Genomic DNA, 22,018 nt, shown 5'->3' on the forward strand with positions numbered 1-22,018 from the left:
ACGTTTGGTCAGGTCTGAGCCAGTACACTTAAAATCGTCCAGCTTGATAATCCTCAAATGCTTGATTGATTTCTTGCCGTATATTCATCACGAAGGGGCCGCCTCTGGCAACCGGCTCATTTAAAGGCTTGCCTGCAATCAGCAAGTATTTGGCAGCACTTAGCGCATTTATCTCTACGGTATTTCCATCACTTAAGACTGCAATTTGTCCTGCTGATACTTGCTCACCATCGCCTGAAAGTTGAATTTCGCCTTCATACACATAAATAAAAGCGTTATGCCCTTTGGGAATGTTTTCGGTAAACGGCCCCCCCATTTGTTGCTGAACATCCCAGTAAATAGGAGCTACAAAGGCATTGTCAATCACCCCGCTAGTCCCTTTTCGGGTTTGCCCTGCAATCACTTTAAGACGCACCCCTTCGGATGTCTCTACGGGGATCTCGTCATTGGCTTTTTCCTGGTAACGTGGCTCCATCATTTTATGAGATTGAGGTAAGTTTACCCACAGTTGAAACCCCGCCATCAAGCCCGCCTCTTGTTCAGGCATTTCAGAATGAATAATCCCTTTACCGGCTGTCATCCATTGCACACCACCAGCTTCAATTACACCATTGTTCCCCGCGCTATCCTGATGGCGCATCCTGCCAGCTAACATATACGTTACCGTTTCAAAGCCACGATGGGGATGTGGCGGAAACCCAGCAATATAATCTTGAGGTTGATCCGAATTAAAAGTGTCCAGAAGTAGAAATGGATCAAGCATATCAAGCTGTGGCGTACCAATAATACGCGAAAGCTGCACCCCCGCACCATCGTAAGCCTTTAGTCCATTGTAAATCTTGTGTACTTTTCTATCTTGATTCACCATTTCACTCCTCTGTTTAAACGATATAAACGTAAGCGCGAAATTTGCGCTTCGTTAGTTTATAGCTGAGCTAGGACTTCACCGTTTTTAAGATCAATCTTCGTTGCATCGACAACGGTGACATCCGTCATACCTAAAAAGCCTAATACGTGTTGTATATAAGGGGTCGCGAAATCCATTGCACTGCCAATTGGTACCCCACCCGATGCCATAACCAAATATACTTTCTTATTGTTTACTAACCCTTCTGGGCCATTTTCTGTATAGCGGAAGGTAAGACGCGCTCGAGCCACTAAATCCACCCAAGCTTTCAGTGCGGCAGGTACGCCAAAATTATAGACAGGTGATCCAATCACAATTGTATCTGCATGTTGCAACTCTTTGACCAATTCATCAGAGAAGGCCAAGGTTTGTTTTTGCTGTGGATCTCTTTGATCAGGATCGGTGAAGTTTGCCCCAATCCACTGCTGGTCGACAAATGGTAAACCCTGAGCTAAATCCCGTTCATTGACTTCCAGGTCAGCGCGCTGATTTTTCAGCTCATCGATTAACATTGCAGATACCTGCCTGGTCAAAGAGTCTTGATAACGGCCACTGGCGTTAACGGCTAAAACTGATTTCATTTGAATATCCTCCAATAAATTTTCATGATCAGTACTCATGTCCTAGCCATTCTACTGTTGATACAAATGAGATAAATAACCTAATATAGAAATCATTGTTCTTTTAATATGAACATTTAAGGCGATGCCATGAATAAATTTGAAGATATGCAAACCTTTGTACGTATTGTCGAAGCGGGGAGCATTACAAAAGCAGCGGAACAACTCGGTTTGGTGAAGTCAGCGGTAAGCCGTAAGTTAGCCGAGTTAGAAAAACGCCTAGGGGTTACGTTGCTAAGCCGTACAACCCGTTCGCAAGTTTTAACTGACTCAGGTCGTCATTACTATAAAGAATGTACGCGGATCTTAGATGATTTGGCAGAAGTAGAATCGAACATTAAGGACGAATATTGCTCATTCACGGGTAAAATTAAAATTTCAGTTCCTTTTTCCTTTGGCCTTAAACACCTTGCCCCGGCAATAGCGCAGTTTAACTACCTGCACCCGGATATACTTTTTGACGTAGATTTTAACGATCGTAAAATCGATTTAATTGAAGAGGGTTACGATTTAGCCATTAGGATTTCTAACTTAACGGACTCTAGCCTCAAAGCGAAAAAGATTACCTCAATCGTGCCTGTATTATGCGCCAGCCCGGCATATTTAAAGCAATATGGCACCCCAAAAACACCAGAAGATTTAAATACGGGACACGTGCGTTTACGCTACAACCTCATACCGGATGTATGGCAATTTAAAACAGCCAAAGGCGAAGCCGTGACGATTAAAGCCCCGGTTGTGCTCAGCTCAAACAACGGTGATTATTTATGTGAAGCGGCAGTGGCGGGCAGAGGCTTACTATTAGGCCCAGACTTTATTTGTTATCAAGCAATCAATGCCGGTCAACTGATCCCTTTATTTAGTGAGCAACTAAAAAATAAGGCTGTTAATGCTTATGCCGTTTACCCACAAACTCGTCATCTATCTAGAAAAGTGAGAGGCCTTATCGACTTCTTAGCCGAATATTTTGGAGAGGCTCCTTATTGGCGAATTACCTAAAGCGGCCATATTTTTATCGTAAAAATATAACGTAAACATAAACGTGCTGATGGCTTAAGCCGATTATCTCGAGCAAGTAAGTTGCGGGGAAAACCGCGAACGCTTTCAGTACCGCTATCGGCTTTTAAGCGCGCTAGCTGGGCATTCGCCCATAGGTTCCCAAAACTATGGACTTATAGAGGCGATGTTATCTACTTGTACAAGCAGAGTTTCCATTATGAGAAAATAATCATGCCAACCATGATGCCAATTGAAATACCAAAACAGCAGCCTATAAACAGATAAGTGCTTTTACTAGGTTGAGAGACAGATTGTCTTTTTTTAAACATACTAGAACCCAAATTGGAGGATAGGAACCCTCCTCGCATTTATCAATTTTCCATTATATAAGAAGTAGTTACAGCAACTGAAACTAAAATAAGCCCGGCCACAATACCGACACCTGTTGCAGTTAGTGCTAATCCAGCAGACGTCATAGCAGCTGACGCCCCAACTCCAGCAGTCGCTATTGCCGTATTGACACCAATTGCAGTAGCTTGACTAACGCCACCATTTACTTGTTCAATGTCATTTACATTTAATTCCCGCATTCCGTTACACTCCATATAACCGACCTTTATTAAGATAATAAAATCCATAAAAGTATATTTGGTACCTTTAACAACGGACCAATACATATTATTCAAGTCATACGAGGCTCGATACTGAACTAATAAATAGTTTTAGACGTTGAATTGATATTAGGGTTAAAGGTGAATGCTACTTGCCATGGTTACAGCCTTAGTGAACTAGCTGTGCATTCGCAGAAAAAAACCGGCGGGATCAACGAACACTCTCATTAAGCCTCTGCTATATTTGTTTGTGTTTGCCTCCAAATAAATTTCGTATGTAAGGAACGAATTAAGGATATTAAAATGAGTTATGTTGATGGATTTGTTGCGGCTGTCCCCACCTCGAATAAAGAAAAGTACATTGAACACGCAAAAACTGCTGCTGTTGTGTTTAAGGATCATGGGGCATTAAAAATAATAGAAACTTGGGAAGATGATGTTCCCGAAGGCGAAGTAACTTCATTCCCAATGTCAGTAAAGCGAGAAGCAAATGAGTCAGTCGTTTTTTCCTGGGTCACATGGCCTTCTAAAGAAGCTCGAGATGCTGGGTGGAAAGCATTGATGGAAGATCCAAGAATGCATCCCGATAACAATCCAATGCCTTTTGATGGTAAGCGTTTAATTTATGGCGGCTTTAATACTATTTTAGAAGTGTAGCTAACCACCTATATGAACGTAACTGAATTTTCAAAACGAGTCGGATTAAGCCCTCATACGGTGAGATACTACGACAAAATTGGCTTATTAGACGATATTTATCGGCTACCTAATGGCCACCGTTCATTCACTGAGAAAGATGTAACATGGATTGAATTTGTTCAACGATTAAAAGACACTGGCATGTCTCTTGATAAAATCATTGAGTATGCATCGTTAAGGAAAAAAGGTAATACAACTTTACTTCAGCGAAAAGAATTACTTGCCGAGCATTCAAATAACCTGCAACACCAAATAGCCTTGCAAAATCAACATCTCAAAAAACTATATGAAAAAATCGAACTTTATCAGACTGCCCTGGAAGGAAAGATATCACTTGACTGAGAGTTAACTCTAAGGTTTAGCCTAGCTGATAGATGAAACAGCAGAAAGTAACCGTATGGAAACTAAGCCAGATCAACCTGATGAAAGCAAACGAGAATTTCTTCAATCATCACTGATTTTGACAGCGGTTTCCTATGGATGCTTGGTATTAGATGGTTGTTCATCTCTATCTTATTCAACTATCGAAAAGGGGCAAACTATGAACAATGAAGATCACAAAAGATTTGTTAGGGGCTTAGAAAAACTGAAGGAAATTGATGGTGAAGCTGGCGAAAGAGTTATTGAATCACTGAAGAAGATAGCCCCCGATTTAGCTCGTTACACAATTGAATATCCGTTTGGCGATATTTATAGTCGACAAGGCTTGGATTTAAAATCTCGTGAAATCGCTACTGTAGCGGCTCTTTCCGCTATGGGTAATGCTGAGCCTCAGCTCAGAGTCCATCTTAATGCAGCGCTAAATGTTGGATGCACACCAGAGGAAATAGTTGAAATCATCATTCAGATGTCTGTCTACGCAGGGTTTCCAGCTGCTTTGAATGCAGCATCTGCTGCTAAAATAGTGTTTATTGAGCGGGGAATAATCAATGCATAACAAAGCGTTTTTCCGTAAAAGCAGGTGAACACAATAATGTTTGTTTGCCCCAATAAACACGCTTACTGCGTTCATTGGGCCGCGACACGCAGGTGTGGGTTATAGCCTTTTTATTTGGTTAACGATCAATGGGGCGACAGAAGCATGGATCCCGCCTGTCGGACCAAACATAAAATGAAATTTACTCTGACTTCCATCTTTTTTATTAACCAATACATGCTTCTCGATAATGGTAAGGCTCCCCACTTCTTCTGCGCTAATTCTACTGAAAGTTGGAAATGTTTGGATATAGATATACTTACCGCGCTTAATTATTGAATGTCTGCCCCATATCCAGCAAACCACTGTCACCAATAAGATAACAGTTAAATATAAAGCAAAACGCATGTACGGATTGTCGGGCGTGAGCGCCCCCATGAGTATAAAAACAAGAAACAATGACGTCGTATAATTTAATAAAAATAGTACAGTCATTTTACTTTCCAAAAAAGAGAGGCAGATGCCTCTCTTGATTCGCCATCTACGCTATTAAGATCTTCTAGCGTTAACTCATTCATGATAATAACCTCCCTGAAATTATGTATTGGCCCTTTTAACAACGGACCAATACATATTATTCAAGTCATGTGAGGCTTGATACTGAACTGAAAAATAGTTTTAGTCTGTGAAGTCCAGCGTTTAATAGAGCGTCTATATATGCAACGCTTTTGCTTCGTACTCAGCAATAGCGTTTTCTTCCAGTAATGTTCTTCCTATTTTATCTACTCCAGTTAACAAATTTTGTTTATGGTGAAGCGGAATAGCAAAACTGAAAACATCACTGTTAAACCGAACCTGCTGATTGCTTAAATCAACACATACCAATTGATTCGGATCCTGCCGACATTGCATCACAATATCGTCAACCACAATGCGGGGTAATGTAATCGGTAGAATCTGATTATTAAGACAATTCGCATAGAAAATATCAGCAAACCCTTTGGCTATAATCACACGAAAGCCAAAATCAGCGATAGCCCATGGCGCATGCTCACGACTCGAACCACAACCAAAATTTTCACCCGCCAGTAATATTTCAGCGCCAGCATACACAGGATCATTAAGCACACAATCTGGATTTAAAACGCTTTCATTGTTGTCGAGGTAACGTACATCATGAAGAAGGTGTTTTCCAAAACCTTGCCGCGTTATTTCTGTCAGAAATTGCTTTGGCAGCAGTTGATCAGTATCCACGTTATTTTCTGCAAAAGGTATTGCCTTAGATTCAACCGTTATTAATGGTTTCATGGCTGCCCCCTTAATAGCAATCTAACATCGGTGAGTTTACCTTTAAGTGCCGCACCCGCGGCCATGGCTGGGCTAACTAAGTGCGTTCTAGCGCCTCGCCCCTGTCTGCCTTCAAAGTTTCGATTGCTGGTAGACGCACAGCGGTCGCCTTCTTTAAGCACATCATCGTTCATCCCTAAACACATTGAACATCCGGGCAATCGCCATTCAAACCCCGCATTAATAAACACGCGATCTAGCCCCTCTTCTTCGGCAAGTTTTTTCACTCGCATCGAACCGGGTACCACAATCGCTTTGACTTGATCGGCCACTTGCCCATTTAATGCCACCGCAGCGGCTTCTCTTAAGTCTTCTATTCGACTGTTTGTACACGAACCAATAAATACATGGGAAATAGCAACATCGTCTATGCTTTGCCCAGCGTTAATGTCCATATACTGTAGCGCCTTCTGCATAGCGCTAGCATCGCCGTCGGAATAACTGTCAGGCAATTGAGGTACAGCTTCATCGATGCCGATAACTTGTCCTGGGTTAGTTCCCCACGTTACCTGAGGGGATAAACGAGACACATCAATGTCGACTGTTTTATCAAATTCTGCATCAGCATCTGAAAAAAGCGCCGACCAAGCAACTTTCATTGCCTCGAACTTCTCTCCTTTAGGCGAAAATGCTTTTCCGTCTAAGTAGCGAAAGGTGACATCATCCGGTGCAATCATGCCTGCTTTCGCACCGGCTTCGATACTCATGTTGCAGATTGTCATTCGCCCCTCTATCGATAAACTCGATATCGCGTCTCCGCTATACTCCACGACATACCCGGTTGCACCGTCGTGTCCAATTTCTCGAATTAAGGCTAAAATCATATCTTTAGCGAAGACCCCTTCGGGTAGCTCGCCATTAAAATTAACCCGCATATTCTTTGCTTTGCTTTGGCGAATGGTTTGGGTAGCTAACACATGCTCTACATCTGATGTGCCAATGCCAAAAGCTAGCGTGCCCAAGGCGCCATGGGTAGCGGTGTGCGAGTCGCCACACACCACGGTCATACCAGGATGAATAAGCCCCATTTCCGGCCCCATAACATGCACAATACCTTGGTGACTGTCTCCTACTGGATATAAAACGATGTTATTAGCGTGGCAGTTTTTAATTAAGGTCTTTAACTGCAACGCGTTCTTTGGACCACAGGCATCTAAACTAGCCGACTGCGTAGAAATGCTATGATCCATCGTCGCTATCGTTAAGTCAGGTCGTCTTGCTTTTCTGTTGAATTGTTTTAAACCATCAAATGCCTGAGGTGAAGTCACTTCATGAATCAAGTGCCTATCAATGTACAGCAACCCGTCACCATCAACTGAAGTAACGAAATGCTTATCCCAAAGCTTGTCATAAAGTGTTTTAGGCATGGTCGTCCTCCGCTTTTCTCTTAGCAAAATATGACGACACGGCGTCAAGACTAACAACTTCAGTATACTTTGCGTGTAGGTCGTGCAAGTTCGCGTTGTGAGCGTCAATGTTTCTGTCTCCGCAGGCCTCTTTGACAACCCACACAGGAAAATTACACGACAATGCATCTACTGCGGTTGCGCGAACGCAACCGCTGGTTGTTAAGCCACACACGACTACGCTGTCCACCCCGCCGGCCTTTAACTTCTCGTTTAGCTGAGTACCAAAAAAAGCACTTGGGGCGGTTTTCTCAATTAACGTAGCGTTATCAGAAAACGATAGGCGGGGGTCTATCTCAACCCACCGGCTACCCCGAGCAAGCATATCTAAGTCAGGCAAATGCTGTCTGAACACCGATTGCTGGCTGTCGTTGTCATATACAACTGTTGAGAAATAAACAGGTAAGCTTTCGCCATCGAAGTGCTGAATTAATGCTTCAGCGGCGGCAATTTCACTATCAAATACACCGCCAAGAGGACTTTCAGGTGACGCAAAGCCTACTGTCATATCAACAATAATTAACGCAGGGCGCACGCCAAAGGCGACACCTTGCGAGAGTAAATCGCTGCTACTAAGCTGCATGTTATTGTCTCGCAACGTTGAACGATGGTGACACAGGTGCGGCTAAGCCCGTTTCCTCTTTTGCTTTGGCTTTAATTTCTTCTATTGTTCCGCCACGATTAAACAACGACACATCTCCTCTCTCTTCTTTCAATGTCGCTCGCAAGCGCTGGGTTTCGGTGTCGTTTACCAACCCATTTTCAATCACCACACCGTATCGACGCGCGCCTTCCAAAGAGACTAATCCTCTGGCGACATCATCAGCTACCGCTTTGGGTTCGCGGTCAAATGGATCGCCCCAACCGCCGCCGCCCCATGTATCGAAATACAATACGTCACCGGCTTTTACTACAATGCCCTCGCATTTGGCGGGCAGAATTTCTGTGCTGCCATCTTCTCGAACGAGGCGTTTTGTTGAACGTTTACCTGGCAACCCGCCATTAACGCCCCAAGGATAAGTTAACCACCTGTCATCATGAATCGCGATGGCCCCATCACAAAGGAACCGATACCCCACCGACAAGCCATTACCACCGCGGTGAAAACCAGGGCCACCGGAATCTGGAATAGTTTCGTAGGTTTCAACACGAAGAGGAAAATACGCTTCGATAAATTCGTTCGGTACATTAGTAAAGCCTGGCCACAAAGAATGTCCGTCTGGCCCATCACCCACAGGCCTGCCTGGGATCCCACCAAAACCAATCTGGAAGAGTTGGAACCACTCGCCTTTATCGTCATAGCCAGAATAAAACAGATGAGGAGAATCAGAGAAACCGGCGGCATTCATGGCATCCGGTGCACCTTGCCCTAATAGCCCTCCCATTACGTCAAAGATACGGCCTAATGCGTGCGTTCTTCCTGAAAGGGCCGCTGGAAAGTTTGGTTTAAGTAAGCTGCCTTGAGGTATACGCACATCAACTAAGTCATAGAACCCATCATTGAACAGTATTTGTGGGTCCACCAAATTGATAGTAAAAGAGCCGAAGAACATCTTGAACATGTCTTCATTTAAGTAGAAGTTTATTGAGCTTTTCGCTTGCGGATCGGTGCCTTCAAAATCGAAAATTGCCTTGCCATTCTCCCGCCACATCTTGCAGCGTATTTTGTATGGCCCCATGCCCACACCATCGTCACATAAGTAATCTTCGAAGACCCGAGGCTTTTCTGGCACCAACATATTGATAATAGCTTCCATCGCAACATGGTTACGCTCGAGCATAATTTCCATGGTGGAATAAAACATATCGTCACCGAAACGTTCGGCTATTTCTTGGCAGCGTTTTGCCGCCGTTTTACATGCTGCCACAAGTGCGTTTAAGTCAAAGCGGTTCCACTGAGGCGTTCGCACATTATGCAAAATGAGCTCTAAGATATCGCTTTGTAGCACACCCTTTTTATAGAGTTTTGTGGGTGGGATCCGAATACCTTCTTGAAATATGGTTTCCGCTTTAATGGGTATTGAGCCTGGCACCATTCCGCCGTTGTCTGACATATGACCAAACATCGCGGTCCACGCAATGTGTCGTCCATCTTTAAAGATAGGAACAAGAATAATCCAGTCAGGTAAATGAGAAACCGCTGCATTTGTCATGTAAGGATCGTTGGTAAGGATAATATCCCCTTCTTCCAATTCACCCTCAAATGCACTTAGGAAGCCATGGATAAAAGAACCAAATTGCCCTACTACCATTTTGCCGTCTTTATTAGCAATCATGGGAAAGCAATCACCCTGCTCGCGGATCCCAGGGCTCATTGCGGTACGAAATAACACCGCATCCATTTCCTCTCTGGCATTACGCAATGCATTTTCAATGATATCAACGGTGACCGTATCAACGTCAATTCTGGTCAACTCAGCTGTGTTGGTTTGTTTAATTTTATTATTCATAACGCCTCCTTATTTACCAGTCGATTCAGGGTTGCTTAACGGGTTAAGTAATAGGTTGCCCACCGCATCAACAGTTGCAACGTAACCAGGCAGGACCACAGTCGTTGAGTCCATTTCACAAATAACCGCGGGCCCCTTGACCGATAACGCTTCGTGAAGTTTTCTACGCTCGTAAATAATGGCGTCATGATAGCGACCTTCATAATAAATTTGGCTCTCGGTTATCATGCAATCTTCCAAGGTATAACTGGTGTTAACAGGCGGAGGAGTTGGAAGCGCTTTACTTTTTGCTGTGGCAACCGCACGAACCATCACAACCTCATGCCCATCTTCTAACGCAAAAGTGAATAGCTGTGTATGTTCAGCATCAAAGTGCTTTTTAAGTAAAGAAAGACCATTATCTTCAATGTCTTGCTTAGAAAAAGGAACGCAAAGTTGGAAGGCTTGTCCGGTGTAGCGAACATCCGCTTCATAAGTAATCGTTTGCTCGTCCATTGAAATTCCATCGGCGAGCAAGGTAGAAGATGCTTTTTCTGCTAATTCTTTGAGTACATGCTTAAATGCATCCTCGGTGAGGTTGTCGATTAGCGAAACCAGTGTTTGGGAGGCCTCGTCACGTACTTGTGTGGTGGCATCACCATAGGCACATAATACGCCAGGACCAGGAGGAATAATGGCCGGCCACGCTTGGGTTAGAATACCCAGAGCATTGGCGTGTAATGGGCCAGCCCCGCCAAAACCGACAAGGGCAAACTCTCTTGGGTCAAACCCTTGCTCTACCGACACCAAACGAAGGGCGCCGAACATCGCTTCGTTAGCAATTTTAATGATACCTTCAGCCGCTTCTTCAACCGAAATATCCATGGCGTCAGCGACTTTTTTTACCGCCATTACCGCAGCGTCTCGATTGATAGCCATTTTGCCACCAAGCTGCACATCTGAAGGAAGGTAACCGAGTACAACATTGGCATCACATACCGTTGGTTCTACCCCGCCTTTCATATAAGCCGCTGGGCCCGGTTTAGCGCCTGCAGACTCTGGGCCTACGCGCAGTGCTTTGGTCAGTTCAGGGACAAAAGCAATGGAGCCACCACCAGCGCCAACGGTTCTTACGTCTACCGATGGTGCTCGAACCGTAACATCTCCAACACGGGTTTCTCGTCTTACCCGAGCCGTTGCATTTTGTATTAGTGCAACGTCAGTAGAGGTGCCGCCCATATCAAAAGTGAGTATGTCGTTAAACCCACCTTGTTTACAAAAATGGATCGCCCCTGCTACACCGCCAGCAGGACCAGACATTAGCAAATTAACGGGGCTTTCTGCAGCTGAACGTGCAGACGCCAGCCCGCCATCTGAGCGCAAGATAGACAGATGAATATCGCTGCCCATACGCTCTGTTAGTGCGTCATATAAATTATCGACATATTTGGCGACTTCAGGGCGAACATAACTGTTTACCACTGTGGTTTCAGTGCGCTCGTATTCTTGCAATTCAGGAACAACATCAGAAGAAATAGAGATCGGCATATCAGGGAAAACACGCTGCGCAACCGCTTTAGCTTGGCGCTCATTTTCCCCGTTCACATAGGCGTTTATAAAAGAGATAGTGAGTGCGGAAAACCCACCTTTATCTTTTAATGCCTGTAAGCTTTGCATGAGCTTCTCTTCGTCTAGGGCTTTAACAATACTTCCATCAGCGCCCACTCTTTCACTTGCTTCAATGGTGAGTTCTAACGGAGCAAGCAAAGGCTTCTTCACGTAGCTTACCCAGCCTCCCAGCCCCCCCGGACAGAATGAACGTGCCACTTGCAGCACGTGTTTGTAGCCTTGAGTGGTGACCAGTGCGACACTTGCCCCCTTGCCAGTCAATACCGCATTGGTTGCAACAGTAGTACCGTGCATAACACGAGCGATATCAGCAACATTAACACCTGACTCTTCACAAATACGGTCTATTCCGTTCAGTACCCCAACAGAAGAATCGTGCGGTGTAGAAGGCACTTTTGCTGTAAAGGTTTCCCCAGATATTTCGTTAATTAATAGTAGGTCGGTAAAGGTTCCGCCTACATCAACCCCTAATCGATAACTCATTTACTTCCCCTTTTATTTTCTTGTTGTTCTAACCAGGTTTTAGCATGTCCACCACGTGCTGTACCTGTTAATGCTTTGGCTTTGTCCGATGCGGCTAGTAATAGGCCCATATCTATGCCTGTGCTATAACCCATTTGTTCAACTAGCAGCACCACATCTTCTGTCGCTACATTACCGGTGGCGCCCGGTGCAAATGGACAGCCACCCAATCCCGCAATGGATGCATCAAATTGTCGAATACCCGCTTCAATTGCGGCGTAAACGTTGGCAACACCCATTGCCCGTGTATCATGAAAATGGCACGACAATTTGTTAGCGCCAAACTCAGATACCATTTTGCTCATAAGCCCATATACCTGATCCGGCGATGCCGCACCAATCGTATCGGCCACCACAATGTGAGCTGCGCCAGCATCCAATAATGCTGCTGACACTTTAATTACATCATCCACGCTGATGTGCCCTTCAAAGGGGCATTCCCATGCTGTGGCAACATAAGCTTGTACCTTACGATTTAATTGTGTGGCTAGAGCAAGCACGTCAGATGACATAGACAGTGCTTGGGTCGTCGTCATTCGAATATTTTTTTCGTTCATCGTTGTACTGGCAGCAACTACCAGTGACATCAGCGGTACATTCAATTCAACCCCAGTGCTAAACCCTCTTTCGTTGGGGATAAGCACTGAATACGCCACCTTATCTTTGGCCTCGAGTTGACTAATCACCTCATCGGTCCCAGCCATAGCCGGAACCGCTTTGGGCGATACAAAAGCGCCTACTTCAATGGCGGGTAATCCAGCCGCAACTAATGCATTAATTAATGCGACTCGCTCATCCACACTTAGGTGTTTTTTCTGATTCTGTAAGCCGTCTCTGGGGCCAACATCGTTGATGATGATATTTCCCTTCGTTTTCATCAGCGAACGACCTTTTTCTCAAATAAAGAGGCTAACTCACTGTCACTCATGCCTACTAAATTTTTCAACACATCCTTGGTGTGTTCGCCCACCTTGGGCGCAGCCGAGAATACTTCGTCTGTGGTACGGGAAAACTTAATAGGATTACCCGGCCCTTTGGTTTTGTTGCCATCCCCCGAGGTAAGCTCAACCACCATATTGCGATGTTGCACTTGTTCATCACTAAGGGCTTGAGAGAAGGTATTAACAGGCGCACAAGGAATACGCGCCGCTTCTAGCTTTTCAATCCAATAGGCAGAGGTTTGTGTTTGCAGCGTTTGGTTAAGGGTTTCGTCGATAAAGTCTTTCTTTGCCCACCGGCCTGGCTGGGTATCGAATTCGGGTAAGTCCAATGCCTCTATCTTCACCACCGTTTTTAAGTTCTGCCAAAAGTTATCTGTGATAACCGCAATCACTATAAAACCGTCCGCTGTTTTAAAGGTGTTGTAGGGCACGTGAACAAAGTGTGAATTGCCAATGGGGAATGGGTCTTTCTCTGACAGAAAGTACATTGTAGCCATGTAGTTAAGCAATGATATCTGACAATCTAACATCGAGATATCAACGTCTTGTCCTTTACCACTTTTTGCCCGTTCCAATAGCGCGGCTTGAATTCCCATGACGGCAAACATACCGCCGCCTAAATCGCCAATTGGAATACCGGCTCGAACAGGGTGATTTGGATCGGTGCCTGTAATAGACATACCGCCACCAGTTGCTTGAGCCACCTGATCAAACGCCGGACGTTTGAATTTGGGACCGTTGCTGCCAAAGCCCGTGATTGAGCAGGTGATTATTTCGGGGTTGATTTTACTTAACTGTTCATAGTCGATTTTTAAACGCGTTGGCACACCCGCACCAAAGTTGTTGACCACCACATCGGCTTTTTTAACCAACTCATAGAATACGTTTAAACCTTCTTCAGATTTTAAATCGATGCAGACACTTTTTTTGTTTCTGTTTAGTGTAATGAAGTAAGCGCCCATACCGTCCAAGGAATTCTCGGGATCGGTTGCAAGAAGCTTTCGAGTACCTTCCCCTTGCAATGGCTCTACTTTAATTGTCTCTGCCCCTAAATCGGCGAGTATCATGCCGCAGTATGGCCCTGACAGCATATGCGTAAGGTCAATGACAGTAATGCCGGACAATGGTTTATTCATAAATTCATCCTGATTAAAATTCAATCTTCAAAGCGTAGTGATTAGAAGTTCATGCTGAGTTCTAAACCGTAGGAACGCAGTGCCGAGGGGTGAACAAACGAGCCGCCGAATTCTGGCGCTGGGATCACCTCTTGCAAATAAGCCTCATTAGTTAAGTTTTTGCCCCACAATGCGACCGTCCACATTTCGCCTTCTATGGAAATGCGAGCGTTAATGGTGTTATAAGCATCACGCTCAGCATTAGTGAAGTTTTGCGAGTGAGGGCCGGGAGGAACGCCGCCGCCTAACGTGCCGAAGTAATCCCAGATAGTCGGCGTTTCTTCACCTTGTAGCGTGTGGAAATTGGTTTCCCCTACATATTGATAATCAACTCGTGTGGCAAGTAGTAAGTCACCGGTAATCTCGTGCTCGTAAGAAATACCTAGGGTGTAAGAAGATTTGGGAGTTTGTGGCGCTTCATTACCTTCTGAAAGTGGTCTATTTTTGTTCTCAATGATTTCACTATCAATAAGCCCCATTCCTCCGAAGACAGTGAGGTTGTCGTTAACCCGGTAATTCACGTCCATTTCAAAGCCCTGAATTTCTAACTCATCAATGGTGGTAACCGCTCTTAATAATCCAAACGGGCCAGCGAAGAACTCAAAGAACTGGTTGTCTTCAACTTTGGTGTGGAACACCGCGCTATTCACTTTTAATCGGTTGTCTAAAAACGTTCCCTTGCCACCAAATTCAATACTTGTGGTAATTTCTTTATCATAGTTATCGGGTACGATAAGTTGAGCATCAACCGCATCACCGGGTGTACCGTTTCCACTTGCATTGAACCAAAAATCTAAGGTGGCTTCAGTGCCAATAGAATTAAATCCACCACTTCTAAAACCAACGCCATAACTGGCATAAAGGTTTATGGCATCGCTCGCTTCGTAACTAACAGTTAGCTTTGGCTGCCACTGACTATAGCTTTGATCACGATCAGGAATACCATCAGGATTGTCCGTAAATGCGGGGTTGATAGGCCCTACTACACCGTCGACAATGGTATTCACATTAAAGCCAGAGGCAGATACATTGGGTACATTGTTTGACACTTCTCGCGACTCGTTGTCATACCTGAGTGCGAAAGACACTTCCCACTTGTCGTTAACGTCGTACTCAAGTTGGCCGAACGTAGATAGCACCGTGGTCGAAAACGTATCATCAAACAGTAAGTCTGTAGGGTTAGGTCCGTCTGCCGGAACGTATGCCTGACGTAAGAAGCCTTGCCCTAAATCAGCACCGTAGGCTACGACAACATCTCTATCTATATTGGCGAAATAGACACCCGCTATCCATTGCAAGGGCGAATCTGTGTCGTTCGATGTAAATCTAATTTCTCCGCTGTAATCTTGCTGGTTTCTTTCTTGATATTGATAACCGTCACACGAAGTCGGCGTATAAGGTCCATATACGCCTTGAAAATCTTGTCCTGGCGGAAGGACTACAAAAGGAGAGAGGAAGTCGCCAAATAAGTCGCTTCTTCCCGCGCCACCCAAATCGGTAGGAAGGTTATTTAATGTGGCACGATCGGTTTGACATTGTTCTGTAAGTTCATAGCCATAAAATGAAGCGCTTGTGCCATCTGATAACAGATATTCTTCTAAATTGTTGTACGCAATCACAGTAGAGACATCAAATCCCTCGCCGCGCCAATCGGCTTTCAACGAAAGCTCTGTGGTCTTTTGTTCATTTTCACCAGGTACATTGAAAGCAAAAATAAACTCATGATCATTTACATCTTCGAAAAATGCATCTTGTCCAAAACCTTCTACAAAACTAGGAAGTCCAAACACAGCATTGAAATTTATTGCACCGCCTTTCGCCTCGCTGTACGAGCCGCGAAGATCGTAAGTAAGGGCATCTGACGCTTCCCAAATAAGTCGCCCTCTAACCGACGTATCTTCTAAGTAATCTACCGCGTCATCACGCCCAAGATATACATTTTCATAAAAGCCATCTGTGGTTGAATGTGCAACCACAATGCGCCCAAATACATTGTCAGCAAGTGGCCCGGTAAGCATTCCTGAATACTTCTGTGAATTGTTATTACCAAAGCCACCTTCAATTCTGGCTTCCACCACGTCTGAGGGCTTTTCTGTTGTTATCAGAATGGCACCGGCAACCGCATTTCTGCCATATAGCGCCCCTTGCGGCCCTTTTAAGACTTCAATTTGGGCTATGTCGGTCAGGTCTCCGTTAAAACTATTCGGGTTAGTCTGCAATACCCCATCCACGACATACGCAAACGTAGACTCTGCATCGCGTGTAGAAGTAATTCCCCGGATATTTACCTGCGTATCACCAACGTTGGCCGAATCAACAATACTTACGTTTGGAATTAGACTAATAAAATCGGAAGGACGCTCTACCCCCGCAGCCTCTAATTCCCTTGCCGACAACGCCGTTACTGCAATCGGAACTTCCTGAATACTTTCAGGGCGCTTTCGTGAAATACTAATAATTTCGACGGGGTCAGACGTTATCTGCTTTTCTTCTTGTGCAAAAGCAGGAGCGGCTGAAATTCCTATGGTTAATCCAAGCGACGCTTGCAATGCTAAATATGTTTTTCCGGTGGTTTCCATGACTATCTCCGAACACTAATTATTGTTGTGATTTAATGTTTTTAACCTTCGCCACAATGTGGTTTGGCTAATTCCTAAGTCCTGAGCTGCTTTACGTTTATCACCCTTCCATCGCGCCAATGCGGCTAGAATGAGTTCATTTTCTTTTATTTTTATTATTCCTTTGTCGGGCAAAATAGGCTGACGCCCCCCGCTTAACTCTGGCGCAATTTGAGGTAATGCTGTTTGCAATCGACCAAGGTCGTTTACGGTATGAAGATAAGCCACCACGCGCTCTAACACGTTTTCTAACTCGCGTATATTTCCCGGCCAGTTGTGCGCAGTTAAACTGTCGTTGAGATGTTCAAGAATGGCTGAAGGGCTGTGTGAAACCCCATAACGATTTAATAGCTTTTCAAGCTTGTGCGCGGCAATGTGAAGAATATCGACGGGGCGCTCGCGCAAAGGAGGAATAGAGATATTGAATACATTGAGTCGATAGTAGAGATCTTCACGAAACGCGCCTTCATTGACCATTTCAGATAACGAACGGTTTGAAGCGGCGATCAGTTTTAGGTCAACTTCTCGCTCTTGGTTTCCCCCCAAAGGACGGTAGCTTCTTTCTTGTAGAAACCTTAGCAACTTAGCCTGTTGATCGAGCGCCAGCTCGCTAATTTCATCGAGAAAAAGGGCGCCGTTCTCTGCTTCCTCTATTAATCCTTTGCGGCCACCTCGTTTTGAGCCTGTATACGCACCATCTTGATGTCCGAACAATTCACCTTCAAACAATTCAGATGGGATAGCGCTGCAGTTAAGGGCAACAAACTTGCCACTTGCATAAGGCCCTTGATGATGAATTTGTCTGGCAACTAACTCCTTCCCCGTCCCCGACTCTCCAAACAGCAATACGTTACTTGGCGATGTTGAAAATGCCTTTACCTGCTGTAACACTGCTTCAATCTCGTTAGATTGGTAGACTAGATCGTGGCGAGGCGATGCCGCTTGCTTCGAAGGCGTTTTTTTAAGTTTTTTGCGGTAAAGTTGGTAAACAAATTTACTGTTACTGCCTTCTGATAACGTGTCTAAATGAAACCACCACTCCTCGCCGTTAATTTCGCATTCGCCATCGGTTTCGCGTTTTCCAGCACTTGGGTGAATAAGGGCATCTAAATCGACTTCTGCATTTGTGCTTAGATTTAAGTGATGCTTGGCAGCGCTATTAAGGGTTAAGGCATCATCGCTCTCATCTACCATAATGATGGGCGTTTGAGACTTAGTAAGTAACCACGATACCAACGCTTGTTCTTTGGCTAACAAACGGGCTTGTTTAGCCTCGTCAATGGCGCTTTGAAGGGTTTTTCTACAAGAACGTTCTGTATAAATTAAGAACGAAGGAATACCTTTGCTATTCGCTAAACCACATACCAAGCTAGCGCCCACTACTGCTATGCCTTTAGATTGGCTGGCAATGTGAAATTGCTCTCTTGCTTGATCGGCCGTTAAGTAAATCGACTCTACCATATCGATATTAAGGTGGGAATCGGCAAATTTTGCTGCGCACGATGCTTCGGCAAAAGAAATGATGTGAATTGACTTTGAGACCTTAGAGGCTTTTTCAACCGCTTCGAATACGTCCCATTCAGTTGTCTGCATCGATACCACAGGAATAGATAACGCAGATTGCAGGTATCGCGCATTTGAACCTGCGCTGACTATTACATCAGGGTCAAATTCTGAAATATGCTGTTGAATTTCTTTCGTACTTCCAACGATAGAATCTACAATCTTAAATTGCGCTTCACCAACGTATTCAGGTAGCACGCTGCCCACCAGCTGGCTAAATTCGTTATAGCCAACGATAAGGATACGAAGTTGAGGTTGCGCCAATCTTACCGATTTCACGTTGTTGTTTTCCATCACATTTCTCCAATAGGTTGCCCCATGAAGTAACGTGAATTTTTATTATAGTTACACTGGCTATTGCACCAGTTGTGCCAACTTAATAAAAAAACAGTGTGCGGTAGGTTTCACGGGGGCTGTATAATAATCAAGCTCCCAGTGTAGGCATATCGATGAGATAATAACCAGCATTAATATTTCAAAATGAAATAAATAAATTTCAATATGAAATATTAATGTGAGTTCAAATGTTAGTGTGGGTATAAATATTAATGCCCTTCACAAAGTTGCAGTATTGGACCGAAATCATAATCTAATGAAATATCTTGCACATGCCAGTTAGCCAACCCTTTACGCATTTGTCCATTACGAGGGTTTCCCGCTAATCCATCGAGTGTTTTTGAAAGATCGTCAGTACCAAATGAAATAAGAAAAACTCCCTCTCCTTTCTCTTCTAAAATAGACGCGATAATGCCGTTTTTATCGGTTGGACTGACAAATACCAGCCAAGTATCGCCTAATTGAAAACGCGCCGAATTAGCCCCACGACTAGAGAGCGCCTCAAATATAGGTTGGCTATTGGTGACTTTAGCGAATGCCGCTACTGCTTTATCTAACTCTCTGACTAGAAAGTTAATGTGATGTATGTTGTTTACCATAGAGAAGCGCTCCTACGTTATTTGATATATAGAAATTGTTGTCACTTTAGTATTGTGCCCACCTTCTCTTTTGCTAGTGACTCAAGCGGGTAACCGAAATGCGTTTATTACATCTAATAATAATAAGTCTAATCAGGCAAACCGGTGTTTAAAGCAGTAGTCGCAATAAAACCAGTGCGACTACCCATGCAATATCGCAAAAAAAAACAGCGCTGGATATGCTCACAGCGCTGTTTATAGGAAGTAATATTGCCCTGCTAAAAGCCTTGTATAGCAAGTGCAGCAGATGCCACTTATTTAGCAGGCCTTAAGCCCTTTAAAATGTGTAAGAAAGGCTCACTTTCGCGTTTCTTGGCGCACCGTAATAACCTACCGTACTCAAGCTCGTGATGTATTTCTCATCGGTAATATTGTTAACGTTAACCTGTGCACTTAATGCATCGGAAATCTGCCAATTAACAAAGGCATTGGCCAGTAAATAAGCGCCTTGTTTTACATTACTGGTGGTATTTTCCGTTTCAGAACGCCATTTTGCCGACATTCCCATGCTTAAATCTTCATTTATTTTGTAGTCGGCAATGAGATTTACCACATTTCTGGGGGCCCACAAATTAGTGTCGGCACCGTCGTCTTCTACATCGACCCTAGCGTAGGCAAAGTGCACGGTGAGTGCGTCAGTAACATTGCCGACGACTTCTACTTCAAAGCCTTCTGATTGCACGTTAGTACCCGTGTAATAATAGTTACCGGTGTCGAGGTTTACGCCGGCGTATTCGGCAAGTCCATCTTGCTCGGCGGCATAAAGTGCAAAGGTGGTAACAAGCTTTTTGTCTAACCAGCTGGCTTTTACGCCGATTTCGGTATTTACGCCCTTGGTAGGATCAATAAAGTAACCGTCGTAATTGTACTCTTCTTGCGGCTGATAAATATTTGAGTAACTAACATAGCCGTTTACGTTATCGGTGATAGACCATGTGGCACCGATATACGGGCTAATTTCACTTTCGTCGTTATCAATTTCTACACCGCTTGCGGTGCCTTCGCGAGTATATTTGATGGCATTGAAGCCCACTACCATTAATAAATTATCGCTGAGGTTAAGACGAGTAGAGCCGTAGTAGCGGTTAAGGGTAACGTCGATATCAGAGTATTTGCTTTTTTCTGACCATACTGGTTCATCAATTGCGTCAAGCGCATAAGGAAACGCTGGCGTTAAACCATAGATAGCATAAGATTCTTCAGCTACGGGGTAGGAAGTACCAATATCTGTACTGCGCGACGAGCTGATCCCGAACACCGCTTCGTGAGTGTTGCCAAAGAGGGTAAATTCGCCCATTGCCGTGATATCGATTAGGTCAGAATCAAAATCTGAGCCGTAGCGCCCAGGGTAACCGTACAAGCCTAAACCGGTGTCTTTGTCTATGGTACCGTAAACGTAAAACAGTTTACTTTTGTCTTCGAAATTACGCACATTGTAGGTGGATTTTACTTCCCAGTTGTTGTCAAAAGTATAGGCGTACTCGACAAAGGCCGTGGTGTTGATCGTATCCCACATGGTCCATTCTTGTGCCGTGGTGGCACTCACGTCCCATTCAGCCTGGGTGCCATCGGTGCAGTTGTACACCAAAGCTCCCCACATATTGCCATCGGTGTTGGCATCTTGATACGACACTCCCATGGTCAAAATAGAGTTATCGGTAATTTGGCCGTCGACAACGCCATACACAAAAACGCGATCGTTTTCTAAACCGTCTAGATAGGATCCTTTGTCTTCGGCGGCAACCATAACGCGACCGGCCCACTTACCATCGTCGGTAAGCAAGGTGGAGTAATCAGCCTCTATGCGTTTAAAATCGAAGGAGCCCCCCGCGATATTGATTTCACCTTGGGTATCATTGGTTGGGCGTTTGCGCACATAGTTAATAGTACCGGCAGAGTTACCCACGCCGGTTAATAAGCCGTTGGCATACCAATACCATCGATTTGCGTATTTCTAATTTCAAAGCCACGGGAGGTGTAATTGGTACGGTTTGTCTCCCACTCTTCTACATTTAAACCTGGTGCCATTTTTAACGCATCGTTTAAATTAAAGGCTGCATAATTTTGCAATTGTTCACTGGTAATTATGCTAATCGATTGGGGTGTTTCGTTTAAGGAAGATGCGAATAAGTCCCCGATGTGAGATCATAGCGGTACAGTAAATCACAGCCATAAACGTCTATGAGTCAACAGTTCACCTTTGCCGATAGCGAGTTTTCCAGCAAACGCCGACAGACCCGTAAAGAGATTTTCTTATCCCGGATGGACAACCTGTTGCCGTGGTCTCACCTGCTGGAAGTGATTGAACCCTTTTATCCAAAAGCGGGCAATGGTCGTCGGCCGTATGCGCTTGAGGCAATGTTCCGTATTCACTGTATGCAGCAATGGTATAGCCTTGGCGATGAAGCGATGGAAGATGCGTTATATGAAATTGCTTCGATGCGTCAGTTTGCGCAACTGTCACTGGATAAAGCCATTCCTGACCGCACCACGATTATGAACTTCCGGCACTTGCTGGAAAAGCACAAACTCACTCGTAAGTTATTCAAAACGGTCAACCAATGGTTGTCGGATTGCGGTGTGATGATGACCCAAGGCACGTTGGTGGATGCGACGATTATTGAAGCGCCAAGCTCCACAAAGAACAAAAAGAATGAACGCG

Annotated in this window: 21 protein-coding genes; 5 read left to right on the forward strand and 16 right to left on the reverse strand. The window is 44.6% G+C overall.

All coding sequences use genetic code 11. The features are described from left to right. Nucleotides 1–28: 28 nt before the first annotated feature. Together V5298_RS13905 and V5298_RS13910 are read right to left on the reverse strand one after the other, a co-directional pair. The gene (locus V5298_RS13905) at nt 29–868 is read right to left on the reverse strand and encodes a pirin family protein (protein ID WP_332932051.1); all 840 of its coding nucleotides are present in this window, start codon (nt 866–868) and stop codon (nt 29–31) included. Nucleotides 869–924: 56 nt separating this feature from the next. After that, complete coding sequence (locus V5298_RS13910; RefSeq protein WP_332932052.1) at nt 925–1,488, reverse strand: FMN-dependent NADH-azoreductase; 564 nt, start codon at nt 1,486–1,488, stop codon at nt 925–927. 129 nt (nt 1,489–1,617) lie between these two features. Here V5298_RS13910 and V5298_RS13915 point away from each other — a divergent pair, with 129 nt between their 5' ends. Continuing rightward, nucleotides 1,618–2,526, forward strand: a complete 909-nt coding sequence (locus tag V5298_RS13915) for a LysR family transcriptional regulator (protein ID WP_332932053.1) — start codon at nt 1,618–1,620, stop codon at nt 2,524–2,526. Nucleotides 2,527–2,897: 371 nt separating this feature from the next. Here the strand turns inward: V5298_RS13915 and V5298_RS13920 are convergent, their stop codons facing one another. Next, a complete protein-coding gene (locus tag V5298_RS13920) occupies nt 2,898–3,164 on the reverse strand; it encodes a hypothetical protein (RefSeq protein WP_332932054.1) in 267 nt (88 codons plus the stop codon). Between the two features lie 276 nt (nt 3,165–3,440). Between V5298_RS13920 and V5298_RS13925 the strand changes: the two genes are divergently transcribed. The 3 genes from V5298_RS13925 to V5298_RS13935 all read left to right on the forward strand — a co-directional run bounded on the left by V5298_RS13925 (nt 3,441) and on the right by V5298_RS13935 (nt 4,773). Further along, a complete protein-coding gene (locus V5298_RS13925) occupies nt 3,441–3,794 on the forward strand; it encodes a DUF1428 domain-containing protein (protein ID WP_332932055.1) in 354 nt (117 codons plus the stop codon). 12 nt (nt 3,795–3,806) lie between these two features. Next, the gene (locus V5298_RS13930) at nt 3,807–4,178 is read left to right on the forward strand and encodes a MerR family transcriptional regulator (protein ID WP_332932056.1); all 372 of its coding nucleotides are present in this window, start codon (nt 3,807–3,809) and stop codon (nt 4,176–4,178) included. 199 nt (nt 4,179–4,377) lie between these two features. Continuing rightward, the gene (locus V5298_RS13935) at nt 4,378–4,773 is read left to right on the forward strand and encodes a carboxymuconolactone decarboxylase family protein (protein ID WP_332932070.1); all 396 of its coding nucleotides are present in this window, start codon (nt 4,378–4,380) and stop codon (nt 4,771–4,773) included. A 99-nt stretch (nt 4,774–4,872) separates the two neighbouring features. Here V5298_RS13935 and V5298_RS13940 read toward each other — a convergent pair whose 3' ends face one another. The 13 genes from V5298_RS13940 to V5298_RS14000 form a co-directional block, all read right to left on the reverse strand. Beyond that, entirely contained in the window at nt 4,873–5,247 is a 375-nt protein-coding gene (locus V5298_RS13940) for a hypothetical protein (protein ID WP_332932057.1), read from the reverse strand. 216 nt (nt 5,248–5,463) lie between these two features. Beyond that, entirely contained in the window at nt 5,464–6,060 is a 597-nt protein-coding gene (gene leuD / locus V5298_RS13945) for a 3-isopropylmalate dehydratase small subunit (protein WP_332932058.1), read from the reverse strand. After that, nucleotides 6,057–7,466: a 3-isopropylmalate dehydratase large subunit gene (gene leuC, locus V5298_RS13950; RefSeq protein ID WP_332932059.1), complete on the reverse strand. Its 1,410-nt coding sequence runs from the start codon at nt 7,464–7,466 to the stop codon at nt 6,057–6,059. Before leuC ends, leuD begins: the two co-directional genes overlap by 4 nt. Further along, nucleotides 7,459–8,088: an isochorismatase family protein gene (locus V5298_RS13955; protein ID WP_332932060.1), complete on the reverse strand. Its 630-nt coding sequence runs from the start codon at nt 8,086–8,088 to the stop codon at nt 7,459–7,461. Before V5298_RS13955 ends, leuC begins: the two co-directional genes overlap by 8 nt. A gap of 1 nt (nt 8,089) precedes the next feature. Then, entirely contained in the window at nt 8,090–9,955 is a 1,866-nt protein-coding gene (locus V5298_RS13960) for a hydantoinase B/oxoprolinase family protein (protein WP_216030297.1), read from the reverse strand. A 9-nt stretch (nt 9,956–9,964) separates the two neighbouring features. Further along, a complete protein-coding gene (locus V5298_RS13965; protein WP_332932061.1) occupies nt 9,965–12,046 on the reverse strand; it encodes a hydantoinase/oxoprolinase family protein in 2,082 nt (693 codons plus the stop codon). Next, a complete protein-coding gene (locus V5298_RS13970) occupies nt 12,043–12,963 on the reverse strand; it encodes a hydroxymethylglutaryl-CoA lyase (protein WP_332932062.1) in 921 nt (306 codons plus the stop codon). Before V5298_RS13970 ends, V5298_RS13965 begins: the two co-directional genes overlap by 4 nt. Further along, entirely contained in the window at nt 12,963–14,162 is a 1,200-nt protein-coding gene (locus tag V5298_RS13975) for a CoA transferase (RefSeq protein ID WP_332932063.1), read from the reverse strand. The genes V5298_RS13970 and V5298_RS13975 overlap by 1 nt, the downstream gene beginning before the upstream one ends. A 41-nt stretch (nt 14,163–14,203) precedes the next feature. Continuing rightward, entirely contained in the window at nt 14,204–16,780 is a 2,577-nt protein-coding gene (locus tag V5298_RS13980; RefSeq protein ID WP_332932064.1) for a TonB-dependent receptor, read from the reverse strand. Nucleotides 16,781–16,795: 15 nt separating this feature from the next. Next, nucleotides 16,796–18,676: a sigma 54-interacting transcriptional regulator gene (locus tag V5298_RS13985; protein WP_332932065.1), complete on the reverse strand. Its 1,881-nt coding sequence runs from the start codon at nt 18,674–18,676 to the stop codon at nt 16,796–16,798. A 251-nt stretch (nt 18,677–18,927) separates the two neighbouring features. Continuing rightward, nucleotides 18,928–19,317: a VOC family protein gene (locus V5298_RS13990; protein WP_332932066.1), complete on the reverse strand. Its 390-nt coding sequence runs from the start codon at nt 19,315–19,317 to the stop codon at nt 18,928–18,930. A gap of 316 nt (nt 19,318–19,633) precedes the next feature. Further along, entirely contained in the window at nt 19,634–21,262 is a 1,629-nt protein-coding gene (locus tag V5298_RS13995) for a TonB-dependent siderophore receptor (protein ID WP_332932067.1), read from the reverse strand. A gap of 5 nt (nt 21,263–21,267) precedes the next feature. Continuing rightward, nucleotides 21,268–21,426 (reverse strand): hypothetical protein, encoded by a 159-nt coding sequence (locus V5298_RS14000; protein WP_332932068.1) that lies wholly within the window; start codon nt 21,424–21,426, stop codon nt 21,268–21,270. A 111-nt stretch (nt 21,427–21,537) separates the two neighbouring features. On the opposite strand from V5298_RS14000, the gene V5298_RS14005 reads away from it, so the two are divergent. After that, nucleotides 21,538–22,018 (forward strand): IS5 family transposase (locus V5298_RS14005; protein WP_332932069.1); only part of this gene is annotated, 481 nt, incomplete at its 3' end.

Origin of the sequence: Alteromonas sp. 14N.309.X.WAT.G.H12 (assembly GCF_036697315.1) — a bacterium.
In the GTDB taxonomy this organism is placed as follows: Bacteria; Pseudomonadota; Gammaproteobacteria; order Enterobacterales; family Alteromonadaceae; genus Alteromonas.